Origin of the sequence: Pseudomonas sp. RIT778, assembly GCF_019718735.1 — a bacterium.
Classification (GTDB): domain Bacteria; phylum Pseudomonadota; class Gammaproteobacteria; order Pseudomonadales; family Pseudomonadaceae; genus Aquipseudomonas; species Aquipseudomonas aphyarum.
The window spans coordinates 137,461-155,153 of sequence record NZ_JAIHBA010000007.1; the positions used below are offsets into that span (position 1 = coordinate 137,461).

The following is a 17,693-nucleotide window of genomic DNA, read 5'->3' on the forward strand; positions in this document are numbered from 1 at the left end:
CTTGCTCGCGAAGGCGGTGTGTCAGGCGATATCAATCTTGATTGAAACATCGCTTTCGCGAGCAAGCCCGCTCCCACAGGGGAGGTGCTGCGTTGCAAAAATCGCAGGCAAAAAAAAGCCCGATCTCGCTAAAGCGTTCAATCGGGCTACAGCACTCAGGAGCAACAAGTGCAAAGGGAGGTTCGATGCGCGTAGAGCCTTGAAGGGGTTGCGCCAGGTCACTAGAACAATCGGCGATTATCTGGCGATTAACATATCAAGCGACCTGGGACAGTTTGGCGTTGGCCTGGTTGAGGCCTTTCTCCTGGAAGTCGCCGCCCAGGTTCATGCCTTCGGCGTGGATGAAGGTCACGTCGTGGATACCGATGAAACCCATCACCTGACGCAGGTACGGTTCCTGATGATCCGCCGGGCCGCCGGCGTAGATCCCGCCGCGAGCGGTCAGCACGTAGGCACGCTTGCCGCTGAGCAGGCCTTGCGGGCCGGTTTCGGTGTACTTGAAGGTCACGCCGGCACGCAGTACGTGGTCGAGCCAGGCTTTCAGGGTGCTCGGGATCGCGAAGTTGTACATCGGCGCAGCCATCACCAGCACGTCGGCCGCCAGCAACTCATCGGTCAATTCGTTGGAACGGTCCAGCGAGGACTGCTCGCTGTCGTTGCGCTGCTCGGCGGATTTCATCCAGCCGCCCAGCAGGTTGATGTCCAGGTGCGGCACCGGGTTCACGGCGAGGTCACGTACGGTGATCTGATCGGCCGGATGCGCCGCTTTCCACTGACTGATAAAGGTCTGGGTCAGTTGACGGGAAACCGAGTCTTGCTGGCGGGCGCTGCTTTCGATGATCAGAACGCGGGACATGTTGTGTAGCCTCCATCCGAGAATGTTGTAAGTCGATGGAGTGAAGGTTAAACAGAGTCGTATCGATGAGAAAGCGCAAATAATTGCTGCAAAGCATCGAAAAATTCGTTTAGATGCAAGCCATACCCTGTGGGAGCCCACCCCCACAGGGCCGTGACGCTATTTCGGGGTGCAGCTCAGCTTGATGCGCAGCTTGATGATGGTCCGGGTGAACTTGGCCGTGGCGTTCTTATGCTTGCCCGCGGCCACTTCGATGTTGCGGGTGCGCGGCGCTTCCGGGCCGTTGGTGAACACCACCTTGCAGGTCGCGTCGACGTCGCCGTAGTTGTTGACCTGGATGGAGCCGATGTCGTTATCGGTGTCGAACGCGTTGTAGTCGATCTTCAGGCCGTTGAGGTCCTTTTCCACATCGATCGGGTACGCAAACGCAGTCAGCGGAAGCAGCGCCAGCAACACACAACAGAATTTTTTCATTCGGCAGTCTCCATGAGGGATCGCCAGCTTAGGACAAGAGGAGCTATTGATGAAAGCGCCCCGCGTGACCCTTGATCAATGGCGAACGTTGCAGGCCGTGGTCGACCACGGCGGATTCGCCCAGGCCGCCGAGGCCCTGCATCGCTCGCAATCGTCGGTGAGCTACACCGTCGCCCGCATGCAGGATCAGCTCGGCGTGCCGCTGTTGCGCATCGACGGCCGCAAGGCTGTGCTGACCGAAGCCGGCGGCGTGTTGCTGCGCCGCTCGCGACAACTGGTGAAACAGGCCAGCCAGCTGGAAGACCTCGCCCATCACATGGAGCAGGGTTGGGAAGCCGAAGTGCGGCTGGTGGTCGACGCCGCCTACCCCAGCGCCCGCCTCGTCCGCGCCCTGACCGCGTTCATGCCGCAAAGCCGTGGCTGCCGCGTGCGTCTGCGTGAGGAAGTGCTGTCGGGCGTCGAAGAAGTGCTGCTCGAAGGCGTGGCCGACCTGGCCATCACCGGCCTGAGCATTCCCGGTTACCTCGGCGCGGAATTGAGCGACGTGGAATTCGTCGCCGTCGCCCACCCCGAACACGCGCTGCACCGGTTGAACCGCGAGCTGAATTTCCAGGATCTGGAAACCCAGATGCAAGTGGTGATCCGCGACTCCGGCCGCCAGCAACCCCGGGACGTCGGCTGGCTCGGCGCCGAACAGCGCTGGACTGTCGGCAGCCTCGCCACCGCCGCCAACTTTGTCTCCAGCGGCCTGGGCTTCGCCTGGCTGCCACGGCACATGATCGAACGGGAATTGAAAGAAGGCCTGCTCAAGCTGCTACCGTTGGATCAGGGCGGCAGCCGCAATCCGAGCTTCTATCTGTACTCGAACAAGGACAAACCCCTGGGCCCGGCTTCGCAGATCCTCGTCGAACTGCTGCGCACCTTCGACACTCTGCCGCTGGACGCACCGTTCGCCGCCCCCGAACAAGCCTGACACGGAGTTCACCGATGGCGTATTTCGAGCATGAAGGTTGCAACCTGCACTACGAGGAATATGGCCACGGCGATCCGTTGCTGCTGGTTCACGGTCTGGGCTCCAGCACCCTGGACTGGGAAATGCAGATTCCCGCGCTGGCCGCGCATTACCGGGTGATCGTCCCGGATGTGCGCGGTCACGGCCGCTCCGACAAGCCCCGCGAGCGCTACAGCATCGCCGGGTTCAGCGCCGACATCGTTGCCCTGATCGAGCATTTGAAGCTCGGCCCGGTGCACTACGCCGGGCTGTCCATGGGCGGCATGATCGGCTTCCAGTTCGCCGTCGATCAGCCGCAGATGCTCAAGAGCCTGACCATCGTCAACAGCGCACCCGAGGTCAAAGTGCGCAGCCGCGACGATTACTGGCAGTGGTTCAAGCGCTGGAGCCTGATGCGCCTGCTCAGCCTTGCCACCATCGGCAAAGCCCTTGGCGCCAAGCTGTTCCCCAAACCGGAGCAGGCCGATTTGCGTCAGAAAATGGCGGAGCGCTGGGCAAAAAACGACAAACGTGCTTATCTCGCCAGCTTCGATGCGATTGTTGGCTGGGGGGTTCAGGAACGACTTTCCCGGGTCACCTGTCCAACCCTCGTCGTCAGCGCCGACCGGGACTACACCCCGGTTTCGCTGAAAGAAACCTATGTCAGACTGCTGCCCGATGCGCGGCTGGTGGTGATCGCCGATTCGCGCCACGCCACCCCGCTCGATCAGCCCGAACGCTTCAATCAAACGCTGCTGGAGTTCCTCGCCACAGCCGATAATCACCCTCAGGATCACTGACCCATGCTGAAAAAACTCGCCCTCGCCGCCGGCACCGTGCTGTTCGCTGCCAACCTGATGGCTGCCACGCCGGCAAAAGCGCCGCACGTGCTGCTGGACACCACCAACGGCCAGATCGAAATCGAACTGGACCCGGTCAAGGCGCCGATCAGTACCAAGAACTTCCTCGAGTACGTCGACAGCGGTTTCTACACCAACACCATTTTCCACCGCGTGATCCCGGGCTTCATGGCCCAGGGCGGCGGCTTCACCCAGCAGATGCAACAGAAAGAAACCAAGGCGCCGATCAAGAACGAAGCCAGCAACGGTCTGCATAACGTTCGTGGCACCCTGTCGATGGCTCGTACTTCCAACCCGGATTCGGCCACCAGCCAGTTCTTTATCAACGTCGCCGACAACGCCTTCCTCGACCCGGGCCGTGACGCCGGTTACGCGGTGTTCGCCAAAGTGGTCAAGGGCATGGACGTGGTCGACATCATCGTCAACTCCCAGACCACCACCAAACAGGGCATGCAAAACGTGCCGGTCGACCCTGTGATCATCAAGTCGGCCAAGCGCATCGACTAAGCTTTACAGGGCATATCGAGCGGTGCTGACTGACGTCACGCCGCTCACACTGATAAAAGGAGAGCCCGTGCTCCGGGCGGTTATCTGATGCTCTATCGCCGTTTCGAACAACTGATCGACATATTCCGCGATGCCCCGACGGCATCCCCGCCGGACCGCGTTCTGCCCTTCTATACCTATTACCTGAAGCAGGTCTGGCCGAGTTTCGCCGCCCTGTTGATCGTCGGCCTGTTCGGTGCACTGATCGAAGTGGCGCTGTTCAGTTACCTGAGCCGCATCATCGACCTCGCCCAGGGCACGCCGAACGCAGACTTCTTCAAAGTGCATGGCGTCGAACTGGCGTGGATGGCGGTGGTGGCATTGCTGCTGCGCCCCCTGTTCCTGGCCCTGCACGACATGCTGGTGCACCAGACCCTGAGCCCGAGCATGACCAGCATGATTCGCTGGCAGAACCACAGTTACGTGCTCAAGCAGAGCCTGAATTTCTTCCAGAACGACTTCGCCGGACGCATTGCCCAGCGCATCATGCAGACCGGCAACTCGCTGCGCGATTCCGCGGTGCAAGCGGTGGATGCGTTGTGGCATGTGCTGATCTACGCGATCAGTTCGCTGGTGCTGTTCGCCGAGGCCGACTGGCGCCTGATGATCCCGCTGCTGACGTGGATCGCGGCCTACGTCGGCGCGCTCTATTACTTCGTGCCTCGGGTCAAGGATCGCTCGGTGGAGGCCTCCGACGCGCGCTCGAAGCTGATGGGCCGGATCGTCGATGGCTACACCAACATCGCCACCCTGAAGCTGTTCGCCCACACCAACTTCGAACAGCACTACGCCCGCGAAGCGATCCAGGAACAGACCGAAAAAGCCCAGCTGGCCGGCCGCGTGGTCACCAGCATGGACGTGGCCATCACCACCATGAACGGCCTGCTGATCGTCGGCACCACGGCGCTGGCCCTGTGGCTATGGACGCAATCGCTGATCAGTGTCGGCGCGATTGCCTTGGCCACCGGCCTGGTGATCCGCATCGTCAACATGTCCGGCTGGATCATGTGGGTGGTCACCGGCATCTTCGAAAACATCGGCATGGTCCAGGACGGTCTGCAGACCATCTCGCAACCGGTCAGCGTCACCGATCACGAACAGGCCAAACCGCTGGCCGTGGCCCGTGGCGAAGTGCGTTTCGAGCACGTGGATTTTCACTACGGCAAGAAGAAAGGCATCATCGGCGACCTCAACCTGACCATCAAACCGGGCGAGAAAATCGGTCTGATCGGCCCGTCCGGCGCCGGCAAATCGACCCTGGTCAACCTGCTGCTGCGCCTGTACGACGTCGAGGGCGGGCGGATCCTGATCGACGGCCAGAACATCGCCGAAGTCGGCCAGGAAAGCCTGCGCGCGCGGATCGGCATGATCACTCAGGACACCTCGCTGCTGCACCGTTCGATCCGCGACAACTTGCTGTACGGCAAGCCCGACGCCACTGACGCCGAGCTCTGGGAAGCGGTGCGCAAGGCCCGCGCCGATGAGTTCATTCCGCTGCTGTCGGACGCCGAGGGGCGCACCGGATTCGACGCGCATGTCGGCGAACGCGGGGTGAAGCTATCCGGTGGTCAGCGTCAGCGGATCGCGATTGCGCGGGTGCTCCTCAAGGACGCACCGATCCTGATCATGGACGAAGCGACCTCGGCGCTGGACTCGGAAGTCGAAGCGGCGATTCAGGAAAGCCTGGAAACCCTGATGCAGGGCAAGACCGTGATCGCCATCGCTCACCGCCTCTCGACCATTGCCCGCATGGACCGGCTGGTGGTGCTGGAAAACGGCAAGATTGCTGAAAGCGGCAACCATGCCGAACTGCTGGCCCATGGCGGATTGTATGCGCGGCTGTGGGCGCACCAGACCGGAGGGTTTGTCGGCATCGACTGATCCTGCGTAAAGCACAAAAACCGCCAGAGCCCTTCAACCACGGGCTCTGGCGGTTTTTTATCGCCTGCTGGAAATCCACAAAACCCCTGCTGTACTGAGCCAAGGCTCCGGAACGGAACCTGTCGTAAGTCTGCAGGGACGCACCACTCGATGCAGTCTCGATAGCACGTCTATCAAGGACTCTCTCATGTCTCTGTTCAAACGTTCAGTTACTGAGTTGCTGGGTACGTTCTGGTTGGTGTTGGGCGGTTGCGGCAGTGCGGTCATCGCCGCGTCTTCACCTTTGGGTATCGGCGTGCTGGGGGTCGCCCTGGCGTTTGGTCTGACGGTGCTGACCATGGCGTTTGCCATCGGCCACATCAGCGGCTGTCACCTCAACCCGGCCGTGTCGGTCGGTCTGGTCGTCGGCGGTCGGTTCCCGGCCAAAGAACTGCCTGCCTACGTCATCGCCCAGGTGATCGGCGGGATTCTGGCAGCGGCACTGCTCTACCACATCGCCAGCGGCAAGGAAGGTTTCGACATCGCTGCCGGCCTGGCCTCCAACGGTTACGGCGAGCACTCGCCGGGCAAATACTCGATGGCATCCGGCTTCGTCACCGAACTGGTGATGACCGCCATGTTCGTGGTGATCATCCTCGGCTCCACCGACAAGCGCGCCCCGGCAGGACTGGCACCGATCGCCATCGGCCTGGCCCTGACGCTGATCCACCTGATCTCGATCCCGGTCACCAACACCTCGGTCAACCCGGCCCGCAGCACCGGCCCGGCGCTGATGGTCGGCGGCTGGGCCATCGCCCAGTTGTGGATGTTCTGGGTCGCGCCGCTGCTCGGTGCGGTGGTCGGCGGCGTGCTCTATCGCTGGCTGGGCAAGGAAGACACCTAACATCCTGTGGGAGCGAGCTTGCTCGCGAAAAGCGGTGTGTCAATGCAGCAAATATTGACTGATACCAACCTTTCGCGAGCAAGCTCGCTCCCACATTGGAATCTAGGCCTGGCGGTAGGGCAAGGCTGCTCTTGCCTCTTCGGCATAGGCCAGTACACCGGCGCGCTCCTGGTGCAGGAAGTCTTTGACCGCGGCTTTCAAACCGGGATGGCGCAGGTAATGCCAGGAATGGGTGATCACCGGTTCGAAGCCGCGAATCAGCTTGTGCTCGCCCTGGGCACCGGCATCGAAACGTTGAAATCCATTGGCAATCGCATAGTCCATGCCCTGATAGAAACAGGTCTCGAAGTGCAGCCGGTCGAACTCGGCCAGGCATCCCCAATAGCGTCCGTAAAAACTGTCGCCGCCCACCAGGCTGAACGCCATCGCCACCGGCCGTGAGCCCTGCCGGGCCAGCACCACGCGAATCGATTCCGGCATGCGCTCGGCCAGCAGGCTGAAGAATTCCCGGGTCAGGTACGGTGCCTGCCGGCGTACCGCGTAGGTGTTGGCGTAACAGGCGTAGACAAAATCCCACTGGGCCTCGTCCAGCTCCCGCCCTTCCAGCCATTCGAACTCGAAGCCCTGCCCCGCCACTTGCTCGCGCTCCTTGCGCATCTGTTTGCGCTTGCGCGAGGCAAGCACGTCGAGGAAATCCTGAAAGTCGCGGTAACCGCGATTCTGCCAGTGGTACTGACAGCCGATGCGTTGCAGCCAGCCCGGCTGCTCGGCCATGGCGGCATCGGTAAACGCGTCGGTGAAATTGATGTGGGCGCTGGAGAGTTCTTCGATTTCCAGATACCCCGGCAGGCTCTTGAGCAGTTCGAATCCGTCTTCGACATTCGCTGCCAGCAACCGAGGGCCGCTGACCGGGCTGAACGGCACCGCGCTCAGAAACTTGGGGTAGTAATCGATTCCGGCCCGGGCGCAGGCATCGGCCCAGCCGTGATCGAACACGTATTCACCGTAGGAATGCCACTTGCGATAACCGGGCAGCGCCGCAATCACTCGCCCCGCTTCGACGTGCAGCAAATGCTCCGCTTGCCAGCCGGTGTGCGGGCCGACGCTGCCGCTGTCCTCCAGCGAAGCCAGGAAGGCGTGGCGCAGAAACGGCTGGTTTTGCGGGACCAGAACATCCCAGTCGGACGCTGGAATTTCCGACAGTTTATGCAGACGTTGCAGCGGCATTTTCCTCTCCACTTTCGGGCGTGAACGCCCGGCGAGTATCGCTGATCGGCCGTGCGTTGCCCACGCCCGATTGCGCGACAGCGCTCTAGATCAATAGTTCACGGCAGTTTTGTATCGTCATCAACCTGCCATCATCGTGCCACTGCTCTGTCATAAACCATCGCGATACTGGCGCCTGTTTTTAGAGCGCCGGGTTCTACCCCGGACACTGTTTTCCGACCGTCAAACCGTCGGTTGTGCCCAGGATGGTTCAGCCATCCCCTTCATCTTCGGAGATTGCTATGCGTCTTGCTTCCACGAAAACTGCGGCGGCCCTGTGCGGTGGCCTGTTGCTGGCCATGAGTGTTCCGGCCAGTGCCGCAGTCGACGCCAAACTGCTCGACATGCTCAAGGCTAACGGTTCGATTTCCCAGGCGCAGTACGTTGAACTGCAAACTGAACTGGCCAAGGATCAGAAGGCCCAGCAAATCGCGCAGCAGGCGCAGCAAGAGACCAACGAGCAAATCGCGGCGACCGCGAAGAAAACCAACGAGCTCAGCAGTTTCGACCAGAAACTGGCCTGGGCCGCCAAGACCCAGTTCAAGGGTGACGTGCGTATCCGTCAGGAAACCATCAAGATCGATGGCGAGCCGAACAACGGCGGCCGCGACAAGGATCGCCAGCGCATCCGTGCCCGTCTGGGTGCGTACACCGAGATCAACCCGCAAGTCGACACCGGCATCCGTATCGCCACCGGCGGCGGCGATGACGCCCGTTCGACCAACCAGGATCAGGACAACTACTTCGACAAGAAGCAGATCTGGCTCGACCTGGGCTACATCGACTACCACCCGGATCAGATCAAGAACCTGCACATCATCGGCGGCAAGATGCTGCAACCGTGGGTGAGCATGGGCGACGTGATCTGGGACAGCGACATCAACCCGGAAGGTCTGGCCGTTACCTACAAGTATCCACTGGGCAGCAGCGTCGAACTGTTCGGCAGCCTGGGTAACTACAACCTCAAGGACAACGTCGACGGCGACGGCGTGCAATTCCGTCACGACCTGCGCCTGACCGCCGGCCAGCTGGGCAGCCGCTTCACCATCACCGACAACCTGAAACTGACCCTGGGCGGCAGCGTCTACGCCTACCAGAACGACGAAGACAGCCGTTGCACCGGCACCTCCACGCCGTGCGCCCTGGCCGTCAACGGCAACTCGGCAGACAACGAATTCCGTCTGTACGAAGGCTTCAGCCAGGTCGACATCGGCGGCCTGCCAATGCCGCTGTCGTTCTACGGTCAGTACGTGAAGAACAACGATGCAGTGACCGATCAGGACACCGCCTGGCTGGTGGGTGCCAAGTCGAAAGTCTTCGGCCTGAACCTCGACTACAACTATCGTGACGTGCAGCGCAACGCGGTGGTCGGCGCCTTCACCGATTCGGACTTCGCCAACGGCACCACCGGTTCCCGTGGCCACAAGTTCAAGGTCGGTTACGACATCGACAAGAACTTCGCCATCGGTGCGACTTACTTCCTGACCAAGGCCGACTTCTCCAGCCGTACCCAGCGTGATGCAGACACCAACACCCTGCAGCTGGACGCGGAAGCGAAGTTCTAAGCAACCCGGCAACAGACTTCAAACGATGGGTTGTACATCCGGTTCCATCGTTTGAAGAGGCTTCAACAGACTGGCGCGACCGCAGCGATCCCCATCATCCGTTCGCTGCGGCCGCGCCAGTCTGTGTTTTCAGGATCGATCATTGCGCCGCAGCTGTGCCAACTGCTCGGCCAACGCGTCCACGCCCTCTTCAGGCTTTTGCGGCATCGCCCGCAACGTCGCCTGCATCAAACGCATCTGGCGAATGAAACGCCGGCAATTGCGGCAGAACATCAGGTGATGACGCACCATCAGTTTCTCGCGAAAACTCAACTGGCCATCGAGATAATCGCTGGATCGCGCCACTTGCTCCTTGCAGGTCAACATTCTCCCGTCTCCTCAAAATGCTCCACGGTCGCGAAGACCTTCAAACGTGCCCGATGCAGCAGCACGCGGACATTGGAGAGCGAGATCTCCAGAAGATTACAGATCTCCTCCAGCTCCAGACCCTGGCGCTCGCGCAGCAACAGAACGCTGCTTTGCAGTTCCGACAGGCTCAACAACGTGTGTTCGAGGCATTCACGCAGCTCGCCTTCTGTCAGCAACGCTTCGGGCGTGTCCTGGTGCCAGGCGAAGGGTGCGACCAGCCAGTGGCCGTCGCCGGGAGAAAAACGATCGTCGTCGATGGTGCCGTGCGGTGACGGCAGATCATCCAGCAACACTTCGCGACGATTGAGTTTATAGCGGCTCTTGGCCGAGTTGGCGGTGATGGTCAGCAGCCAGGTCTTGAGGCTGGAGCGCCCCTCAAAACGGTCGATATTGCGCACCACCGACAGCCAGGCGTCCTGCACCACTTCTTCGACATGGCGCTGGCCGACAATCGCGTAGGCCACCGCGCGCATGGGGCTTTGATAGGTGCTGACCAGTTCCTTGAAGGCTTTCTGTTCGCCTGCCAACAACCGCTCGAGCAGTTGTGTGTCGTCAACCGCCATCCATCAATCCCCTTTTCCTGACTCCGAAAATGATAGCGGCAGGATCTCTCCTGCCGCCAGTTTCGAAAATTACAGCGTTCGCGCCGATTCGGATGTAGGAAACGTCAGCGCGATTAAGAGGAAATGAACTCGCACTTAGCGTTTACGCAGAATCACGCTACCAATCGAGTAACCGGCACCGAACGAACTCAACACCGCCAGCGAACCGGCCGCCAGATCGTCCTGATATTTGTGGAACGCGATCACCGAACCTGCGGAGCTGGTGTTGGCGTAGGTGTCGAGAATCACCGGGGCTTCTTCTTCGGTGGCTTCGCGGCCCAGCAGCTTGCGCACGATCAGGTGGTTCATGCTCAGGTTGGCCTGGTGCAGCCAGAAGCGCTTCACGTCGCCGACGTTGAGCTTGTTCTCTTCCAGATGTTCGCCGATCAGCTCGGCGACCATTGGGCAGACATCCTTGAACACCTTGCGGCCTTCCTGCACGAACAGTTTGTCGCGGGCGCCGATGCCCTCTTCCGCTGCGCGGTTGAGGAAGCCGAAGTTGTTGCGGATGTTGTTGGAGAACTTGGTCAGCAGTTTGGTGCTGACCACGTCGAACTGGTGCTTCGACGTCGCCGTATCGGCACGCTCGATGATCACCGCAGTAGCCGCGTCACCGAAAATGAAGTGGCTGTCACGGTCACGGAAGTTCAAGTGACCGGTGCAGACTTCCGGGTTGACCATCAGGATCGCCCGGGCCTGGCCCAGTTGCACGGTGTTGGCCGCTTGCTGGATGCCGAAGGTCGCCGACGAGCAGGCAACGTTCATGTCGAAACCGAAACCCTGGATGCCCAGTGCTTCCTGGACTTCGATGGCGATGGCCGGATAGGCGCGCTGCAGGTTGGAGCAGGCGACGATCACGCCGTCGATGTCAGCGGCAGTCTTGCCGGCACGCTGCAGGGCTTGTTCGGCAGCACCGATGGCCATCTGGCAGAGCACCGACCATTCGTCGTTGGAACGCTCTGGCAGACGTGGTGCCATGCGTTGCGGATCGAGGATGCCGTCCTTGTCCATGACAAAGCGGCTCTTGATGCCGGAGGCTTTTTCGATGAACGCGGCGCTGGACTCGGTCAGGGCCTGCACTTCGCCGCTGGCGATGGCTTCGGCGTTGTCCGCATTGAACTGGGCGACGTAGGTATTGAAAGACTGCACCAGCTCTTCGTTGGAGATGCTGTTGGCCGGGGTGTACAGGCCGGTGCCGCTGATGACGACGTTATGCATGGTCGTTTCTCTAATCTGTTCAGGCAGAAAGTGCTGGCACCGACGTGCCAACACGCAAAGGGTCCATTCCCGTATAAGGGACGCAAAAACCTGGCATCGCTTTATTCCGTTGCGCGGCCCGGCAAAGGCTCTGGGACGCGAAAACGGCATTTATGGTGGCGAAGTTTGCCATAACCGTGGCCATTTGGCGTCTTTCTCAAGATCGACGCGCAATGATCGTTCCCACGCTCCTGCGTGGGAATGCAGCCCGTGACGCTCTGCGTCACTGGACGCGGAGCGCCCCCGGAGGCATTCCCACGCGGAGTGTGGGAACGATCAGCGTCACTGTTCTACCTGGCTCCACTGCTTGTTCAGGCGCTTGTCGGAGATCGGCACTTTCGTCCCCAACTGCTGGGCGAACAGCGAAACCCGATACTCCTCCAGCCACCAGCGATACAGCTCGAGCTGCGGGTCGCGTTTGCCTTCCTGCGCATGTTTGGCGGCGCGGGTCTGGTATTGCGTCCAGAGCCCGGCGAGTTCGCCGCTCCACACCCGATCCTTCTGCACCTGCGCGCCCAGTTTCTCGAAACGCTGCTCGACCGCTTTCAGGTAGCGCGGCAACTCCTTGAGCCAGAGCATCGGCGTTTCCCGGACGAAGCCCGGATACACCAGATGACTGAGCTGCTGCTTGATGTCGTTGAGCGCCACCGCCTGAGCCAGGTCGATCTTGCCCTTGAAGCGTTTTTGCAGGCCGTGCCAGAGCTTGAGGATCTCAAGAGTCAGACGCGCCACTCGCTCGGCGTGCTCGGTCCAGCTGCCACGCTTGCGCTCGGCCAGTGCCGCCAGCCCTGCGCCGTCACGCGGCAACGGGTCTTCGCCCTCGAGAATGCAGCTGTCGAGGCTGGCCAGCAGAATGTCTTCGACCAGTGCATCGACCCGACCCAGTTCGCGATACAGCAGGCCCAGTTCGGTCACGCCCGGCAACTTGCCGCGCAGGAACTTCGCCGGCTCGGCCAGTTGCTGCATCAACAAACGTTGCAAGGCGCGGCGATGCTGAAACTCGGCTTCGGCCGGTGTCGAGAAGCGCCCTTCCTTGACCGTGCCGCCCTCCTCCACCAGCGCCGGATAGACCGTCATCGACAGCCCGGCGATCTTCTGCTGCGTCTTTTCCGCCACCGGCGCGAAGACCTTGGCCTCCACCGGCTGCTGGCTTTTCGCGCTCTGCGGCACGGCCAAAGCAGCCTGGCTGGCTTCGGCGAAACGTGCGGTCAGCTCGGCCAGATCCCGTCCTTCGCCGAGGAACTTGCCCTGACCGTCGACGATTTCCAGGTTCATCCGCAGGTGACTTTCAACCTGCTGCGCCGCTTCCGCCCACGCCTCATCGCTGACCCGCGCTCCGGTCATGCGCAGCAGTTCCCGGCCCAGCGCTTGCGGCAACGAACCTTCGGCAAAGGTCATGCGCTGCAGCGCGGCCTTGATGAAGTCCGGCACCGGCACGAAGTTCTTGCGCAGGGCCTTGGGCAGGTTGCGCACCAGCGCAATGCACTTGGCCTCGATCAGCCCCGGCACCAGCCACTCCAGGCGCTCCGGCGGCAGCATCGGCAACAGCGGCGCCGGCACACGCAGGGTCACGCCGTCGCGCGGGTGATTCGGTTCGAAGTGATAACTCAGCGCCAGTTCCAGATCGCCGATGTGCAGCGTGTCCGGGTAATGCTGGGCGGTGACTTCACTGGCCTCGCGAGCCAGTACGTCTTCCTCGCGCATGATCAGCAATTGCGGATCTTTCTGGCTGTTGACGCGGTACCAGCTGTCGAACGTCGCGGTCTGGTGGATCTCCGCCGGCAGTCGCGCATCGTAGAACGCGTAGAGCGTTTCCTCGTCGGCCAGAATGTCCCGGCGACGGGCCTTGGCCTCCAGTTCGTCGAGCTGTTCGAGCAATTGCTTGTTGGCGGTCAGGCACTTGGCCCGGGACTGAATCTCGCCACGCACCAGGCCTTCGCGGATAAACAGCTCGCGCGAAACCACCGGATCCACCGGGCCGTAGTGCACCGGTCGACGACCGACCACGATCAGGCCGAACAGGGTGATCTGTTCGAACGCGACGACCTGGCCGCGCTTCTTCTCCCAGTGCGGTTCGAAGTGGTTCTTCTTGATCAGGTGCCCGGCCAGCGGTTCGATCCAGTCGGCGTCGATCTTGGCCACCATCCGCGCGTAGAGCTTGGTGGTTTCCACCAGTTCGGCGGTCATCACCCACTGCGGGCGCTTCTTGCCGATGCCCGACGATGGATGAATCCAGAACCGCCGCTGACGGGCGCCAAGGTAATCGCCGTCCTCGGTTTTCTGGCCGATCTGGCTGAGCAGGCCGACCAGCACCGCTTTGTGCAGCTTCGGATAATCCGCCGGTTCTTTGTTAAGGCTCAGCTGCAAGTCGCGGCAGATCAGGCTCAACTGACGGTGGGAATCACGCCACTCGCGCAGACGCAGATAGTTGAGGAAATTCTTGCGGCACCAGTTGCGCAGCGGGCTCGCCGTCAGCGCCTGGCGCTGCTCTTCAAAACCGCGCCACAGATTGACCAGCCCGGCGAAGTCGGAGTCAGCGTCCTTCCATTGTGCGTGCGCCTGGTCAGCGGCTTGCTGACGCTCCGGCGGACGCTCGCGCGGGTCCTGAATCGACATGGCGCTGGCGACGATCAGCACTTCCTGAAGGCTGCCGAGTTTGGCCGCTTCCAGCAGCATGCGGCCCATGCGCGGGTCCACCGGCAGGCGCGCCAGCTGGCGGCCGAGCGGGGTCAGCTGACTGTTGCGATCCACCGCCGAGAGTTCTTGCAGCAGGTTGAAACCGTCGCTGATCGCCTTGCCGTCCGGCGGCTCGATGAACGGGAAATCGGTGATCTCGCCGAGGCGCAGATGGAGCATCTGCAGGATTACCGCCGCAAGGTTGGTGCGCAGGATTTCCGGATCGGTGAATTCCGGGCGACCGAGGAAATCCTCTTCGCTGTACAAGCGCACGCAGATACCCGGCTCGACCCGGCCGCAGCGACCTTTACGCTGGTTGGCGCTGGCCTGGGAAATCGCTTCGATCGGCAACCGCTGGACCTTGGCGCGGTAGCTGTAGCGGCTGATGCGCGCAGTGCCGCTGTCGATCACGTAACGGATGCCCGGCACGGTCAGCGAGGTTTCGGCGACGTTGGTCGCCAGCACCACACGACGGCCCGGATGCGACTGGAAAATCCGCTGCTGCTCGGCCGGCGAAAGGCGCGCGTACAACGGCAGGATCTCGGTGTGTTTGAGCTGGGCCTTGCGCAGCATGTCGGCGGCGTCGCGGATCTCGCGCTCGCCCGGCAGGAACACCAGCACATCGCCGGGGCTGCGGCGTTCGCTACGCTCGTACGCGGCGATTTCATCGAGGGTGGCGAGGATCGCCTGATCGACGGTCAGGTCGTCCTCGACGCGGTTGCCCTCTTCGTCCTGCTCAAGCGTCAGCGGGCGATACCAGGTTTCCACCGGAAAGGTACGCCCGGACACTTCGACAATCGGCGCATCGTCAAAGTGTTTGGAGAAACGCTCCAGATCGATGGTCGCCGAAGTGATGATGACTTTCAGGTCCGGACGACGCGGCAGCAGGGTTTTCAGGTAACCGAGCAGGAAGTCGATGTTGAGGCTGCGTTCGTGGGCTTCGTCGACGATGATCGTGTCGTAGCGTTCGAGGTAGCGGTCGTTCTGGGTTTCCGCCAGCAGGATACCGTCGGTCATCAGTTTGATCAGGGTGTTCGAATCGCTCTGATCCTCGAACCGCACCTGATAACCGACCAGCGCGCCCAGCGGCGTGCCGAGTTCTTCGGCAACCCGACTGGCCACGCTGCGCGCTGCGATCCGACGAGGCTGGGTGTGGCCAATCAGACCATGCTGGCCGCGACCGATCTCCAGGCAGATTTTCGGCAACTGGGTGGTTTTACCCGAGCCGGTTTCACCGGCGATGATCAGCACCTGGTGCTTTTCCAGGGCCTTCTTGATTTCGTCACGCTTGGCCGCAATCGGCAGGCTGTCGTCGTAACGGATCACCGGCAGGCTGGCCTTGCGCGCCAGCACCTGATCGCAGGACGCCTGCATGCGCGCCACCCACTGGGCCAGCTTGGCCTCGTCGGGTTTCTTGCGCAGCTCAAGCAACTGCCGCCGCAGCCGGTGGCGGTCAGCGAGCATGGCGTGATCGAGGTTTTTCAGCAGTTTGTCGATGGAGGGCGATTCGTCGGTCATCGGGTACGCAATTCGGTCGTCTAGTGGCGCAAGGACGCGATTGTCGCAGATTTTACGACCGCTGCGCGGCCGATCGCGAGCAGGCTCGCTCCCACCCTGAATCTCCAGCGGCCATAAAACCGCTGCACAGCGCGATCAAATGTGGGAGCGAGCCTGCTCGCGATGAATTGCGCAGCAATTCCAGAAAGTCACTCGTTATCGAGGCCCTTTCGCCGATACGGAAAGACGTCGATGACTTTCCCCGCCCGAATCGCCTCTTGCAATCCCTTCCAGTAATCAGCGTTGTACAACTCGCCATGCAGCTGATCGAACAGTTTGCGCTGCGCCGAATCGGCAAACAGAAACGGCGGAAATTCCTCGGGGAACACGTCCAGCGGCCCGATCGAATACCACGGTTCGGAGGCCATTTCGTCCTCCGGCGTGCGCGGTGCCGGGATGTGGCGGAAATTCGCTTCAGTGAGGAAGCAGATCTCGTCGTAATCGTAGAACACCACCCGGCCATGGCGGGTGACGCCGAAGTTCTTCAGCAGCATGTCGCCGGGGAAAATGTTGGCCGCCGCCAGTTGCTTGATCGCCAGCCCGTAATCCTCCAGCGCTTCACGCACCTGGGCCTCATTGGCGTTGTCCAGGTAAAGGTTGAGCGGCGTCATCCGGCGTTCGGTCCAGCAGTGGCGGATCAGCACGGTTTCGCCTTCCAGCGACACCGTGGACGGCGCAACTTCCAGCAGTTCCGCCAGGCACGCCGGCTCGAACTTGCTCAACGGAAAACGGAAGTCGGCGAATTCCTGGGTATCGGCCATGCGTCCGACGCGGTCGACGCTTTTCACCAATCGATACTTCTCGATCACCGTGGCGCGGTCGACGTTTTTCGACGGGGAGAATCGGTCCTTGATGATCTTGAACACGGTGTTGAAACCCGGCAGCGTGAACACGCTCATGACCATGCCGCGCACGCCCGGCGCCATGATGAACTGGTCGTCGGTGTTGGCCAGATGATTGATCAGGGCGCGGTAGAACTCGGACTTGCCGTGCTTGTAGAAACCGATCGAGGTGTACAGCTCGGCGATGTGCTTGCCCGGCAAAATGCGTTTGAGAAAGCCGATGAATTCCGCCGGCACCGGCACATCCACCATGAAATACGAACGGGTGAACGAGAAGATGATCGACACATCGGCTTCGTCGGTGATCAGCGCATCGATCTGAATCCCCCGCCCTTCGCGGTGCAGCAGTGGAATCACCAGCGGCCATTGATCGTCGTTGGTGTAGATGCGCCCGACCAGGTACGCGCCCTTGTTGCGGTACAGCACCGAGGAGAACAGCTCGACGCTCAGCTCCGGGTCCTTGCACACCCAGTCCGGCAGGTTCTCGCGCAGCTGTGCTTCCAGGCGATGCAAGTCACCGGGCAGATCGGCGTAGGCCTCGTTGAACCGGTAATCGGCAAAGATACTCGCGAGCATGGCCGAGATCTGCCCTTGCGGTTTATAGGTGCGGGTTTGCGCGGCGCGGGCCCGACGCAGGCTCGGGCGGGTGGTGTGGATGAACATGCAGCCGTCGCTGATCAGGTCGTGGCTGAACAGGCCGCAGAAAATCGAGTTGTACCAGGTTTCGGACAGCTCATCGTCAAAGCGCAGGTCGATGATGCTGATGTAGGCGCTTTTCACCAGCGGCCAACAGGTGACGTCCATCAAGGTGTCCGGCTCGAAATACTCGCGCAGGCGGGCGACGGTTTCACCGACCTTTTCTTCGTAGAGGTTGATCCGCGCCGCCGACGCGGTTTGCGTGTCCTGCCAGCGGGCCTGCTCGAAGCGCTCCCGGGCGCCGTCGGTGATCCGCCGGAAATGCTCGCGGTAATCGTCAAAGCCATCGAGGATCAGGCGGGCGATGTCGGTGGCTGGCCATTGCTGCGGCAT

The 17,693-nt window shown here is 61.5% G+C and carries 14 protein-coding genes; 6 read left to right on the forward strand and 8 right to left on the reverse strand.

Going from position 1 to position 17,693, the window contains the following annotated elements; translation table 11 throughout:
- Positions 1 to 256: 256 nt before the first annotated feature.
- Positions 257 to 856, reverse strand: coding sequence for an FMN-dependent NADH-azoreductase (locus K5E37_RS06090; protein WP_007956545.1), 600 nt, complete (start codon positions 854 to 856; stop codon positions 257 to 259).
- Between the two features lie 159 nt (positions 857 to 1,015).
- Positions 1,016 to 1,330, reverse strand: a complete 315-nt coding sequence (locus tag K5E37_RS06095; RefSeq protein WP_011332961.1) for a hypothetical protein — start codon at positions 1,328 to 1,330, stop codon at positions 1,016 to 1,018.
- Positions 1,331 to 1,379: 49 nt separating this feature from the next.
- Here K5E37_RS06095 and K5E37_RS06100 point away from each other — a divergent pair, with 49 nt between their 5' ends.
- The 5 genes from K5E37_RS06100 to aqpZ all read left to right on the forward strand — a co-directional run bounded on the left by K5E37_RS06100 (position 1,380) and on the right by aqpZ (position 6,491).
- Entirely contained in the window at positions 1,380 to 2,303 is a 924-nt protein-coding gene (locus K5E37_RS06100) for a LysR family transcriptional regulator (protein WP_007956543.1), read from the forward strand.
- Between the two features lie 14 nt (positions 2,304 to 2,317).
- Positions 2,318 to 3,121: an alpha/beta fold hydrolase gene (locus K5E37_RS06105; protein WP_007956542.1), complete on the forward strand. Its 804-nt coding sequence runs from the start codon at positions 2,318 to 2,320 to the stop codon at positions 3,119 to 3,121.
- A 3-nt stretch (positions 3,122 to 3,124) separates the two neighbouring features.
- A complete protein-coding gene (locus K5E37_RS06110; RefSeq protein ID WP_007956541.1) occupies positions 3,125 to 3,688 on the forward strand; it encodes a peptidylprolyl isomerase A in 564 nt (187 codons plus the stop codon).
- An 87-nt stretch (positions 3,689 to 3,775) separates the two neighbouring features.
- Positions 3,776 to 5,608, forward strand: coding sequence for an ABC transporter ATP-binding protein (locus K5E37_RS06115; RefSeq protein WP_221533381.1), 1,833 nt, complete (start codon positions 3,776 to 3,778; stop codon positions 5,606 to 5,608).
- A gap of 187 nt (positions 5,609 to 5,795) precedes the next feature.
- Positions 5,796 to 6,491 carry an aquaporin Z gene (aqpZ, locus tag K5E37_RS06120; protein WP_221533382.1) on the forward strand — a complete coding sequence of 232 codons (696 nt, stop codon included), beginning with the start codon at positions 5,796 to 5,798 and terminating at the stop codon, positions 6,489 to 6,491.
- Positions 6,492 to 6,593: 102 nt separating this feature from the next.
- On the opposite strand, the gene K5E37_RS06125 is transcribed toward aqpZ, so the two are convergent.
- Positions 6,594 to 7,718 (reverse strand): GNAT family N-acetyltransferase, encoded by a 1,125-nt coding sequence (locus K5E37_RS06125; RefSeq protein WP_007956538.1) that lies wholly within the window; start codon positions 7,716 to 7,718, stop codon positions 6,594 to 6,596.
- Positions 7,719 to 7,999: 281 nt separating this feature from the next.
- Here K5E37_RS06125 and K5E37_RS06130 point away from each other — a divergent pair, with 281 nt between their 5' ends.
- Positions 8,000 to 9,322, forward strand: coding sequence for a putative porin (locus K5E37_RS06130; protein ID WP_007956537.1), 1,323 nt, complete (start codon positions 8,000 to 8,002; stop codon positions 9,320 to 9,322).
- A 129-nt stretch (positions 9,323 to 9,451) separates the two neighbouring features.
- Here the strand turns inward: K5E37_RS06130 and K5E37_RS06135 are convergent, their stop codons facing one another.
- The 5 genes from K5E37_RS06135 to aceK all read right to left on the reverse strand — a co-directional run bounded on the left by K5E37_RS06135 (position 9,452) and on the right by aceK (position 17,693).
- Positions 9,452 to 9,688 carry an anti-sigma factor gene (locus K5E37_RS06135; protein ID WP_127797229.1) on the reverse strand — a complete coding sequence of 79 codons (237 nt, stop codon included), beginning with the start codon at positions 9,686 to 9,688 and terminating at the stop codon, positions 9,452 to 9,454.
- On the reverse strand, positions 9,682 to 10,293 hold the full coding sequence (locus K5E37_RS06140) for an RNA polymerase sigma factor (RefSeq protein ID WP_221533383.1): 612 nt from the start codon (positions 10,291 to 10,293) through the stop codon (positions 9,682 to 9,684). The genes K5E37_RS06135 and K5E37_RS06140 overlap by 7 nt, the downstream gene beginning before the upstream one ends.
- Positions 10,294 to 10,428: 135 nt before the next feature.
- Entirely contained in the window at positions 10,429 to 11,550 is a 1,122-nt protein-coding gene (locus K5E37_RS06145; RefSeq protein ID WP_007956533.1) for a beta-ketoacyl-ACP synthase III, read from the reverse strand.
- Positions 11,551 to 11,871: 321 nt separating this feature from the next.
- Positions 11,872 to 15,783, reverse strand: a complete 3,912-nt coding sequence (gene hrpA, locus K5E37_RS06150; protein WP_221533384.1) for an ATP-dependent RNA helicase HrpA — start codon at positions 15,781 to 15,783, stop codon at positions 11,872 to 11,874.
- Between the two features lie 188 nt (positions 15,784 to 15,971).
- Entirely contained in the window at positions 15,972 to 17,693 is a 1,722-nt protein-coding gene (aceK, locus tag K5E37_RS06155) for a bifunctional isocitrate dehydrogenase kinase/phosphatase (protein ID WP_085605627.1), read from the reverse strand.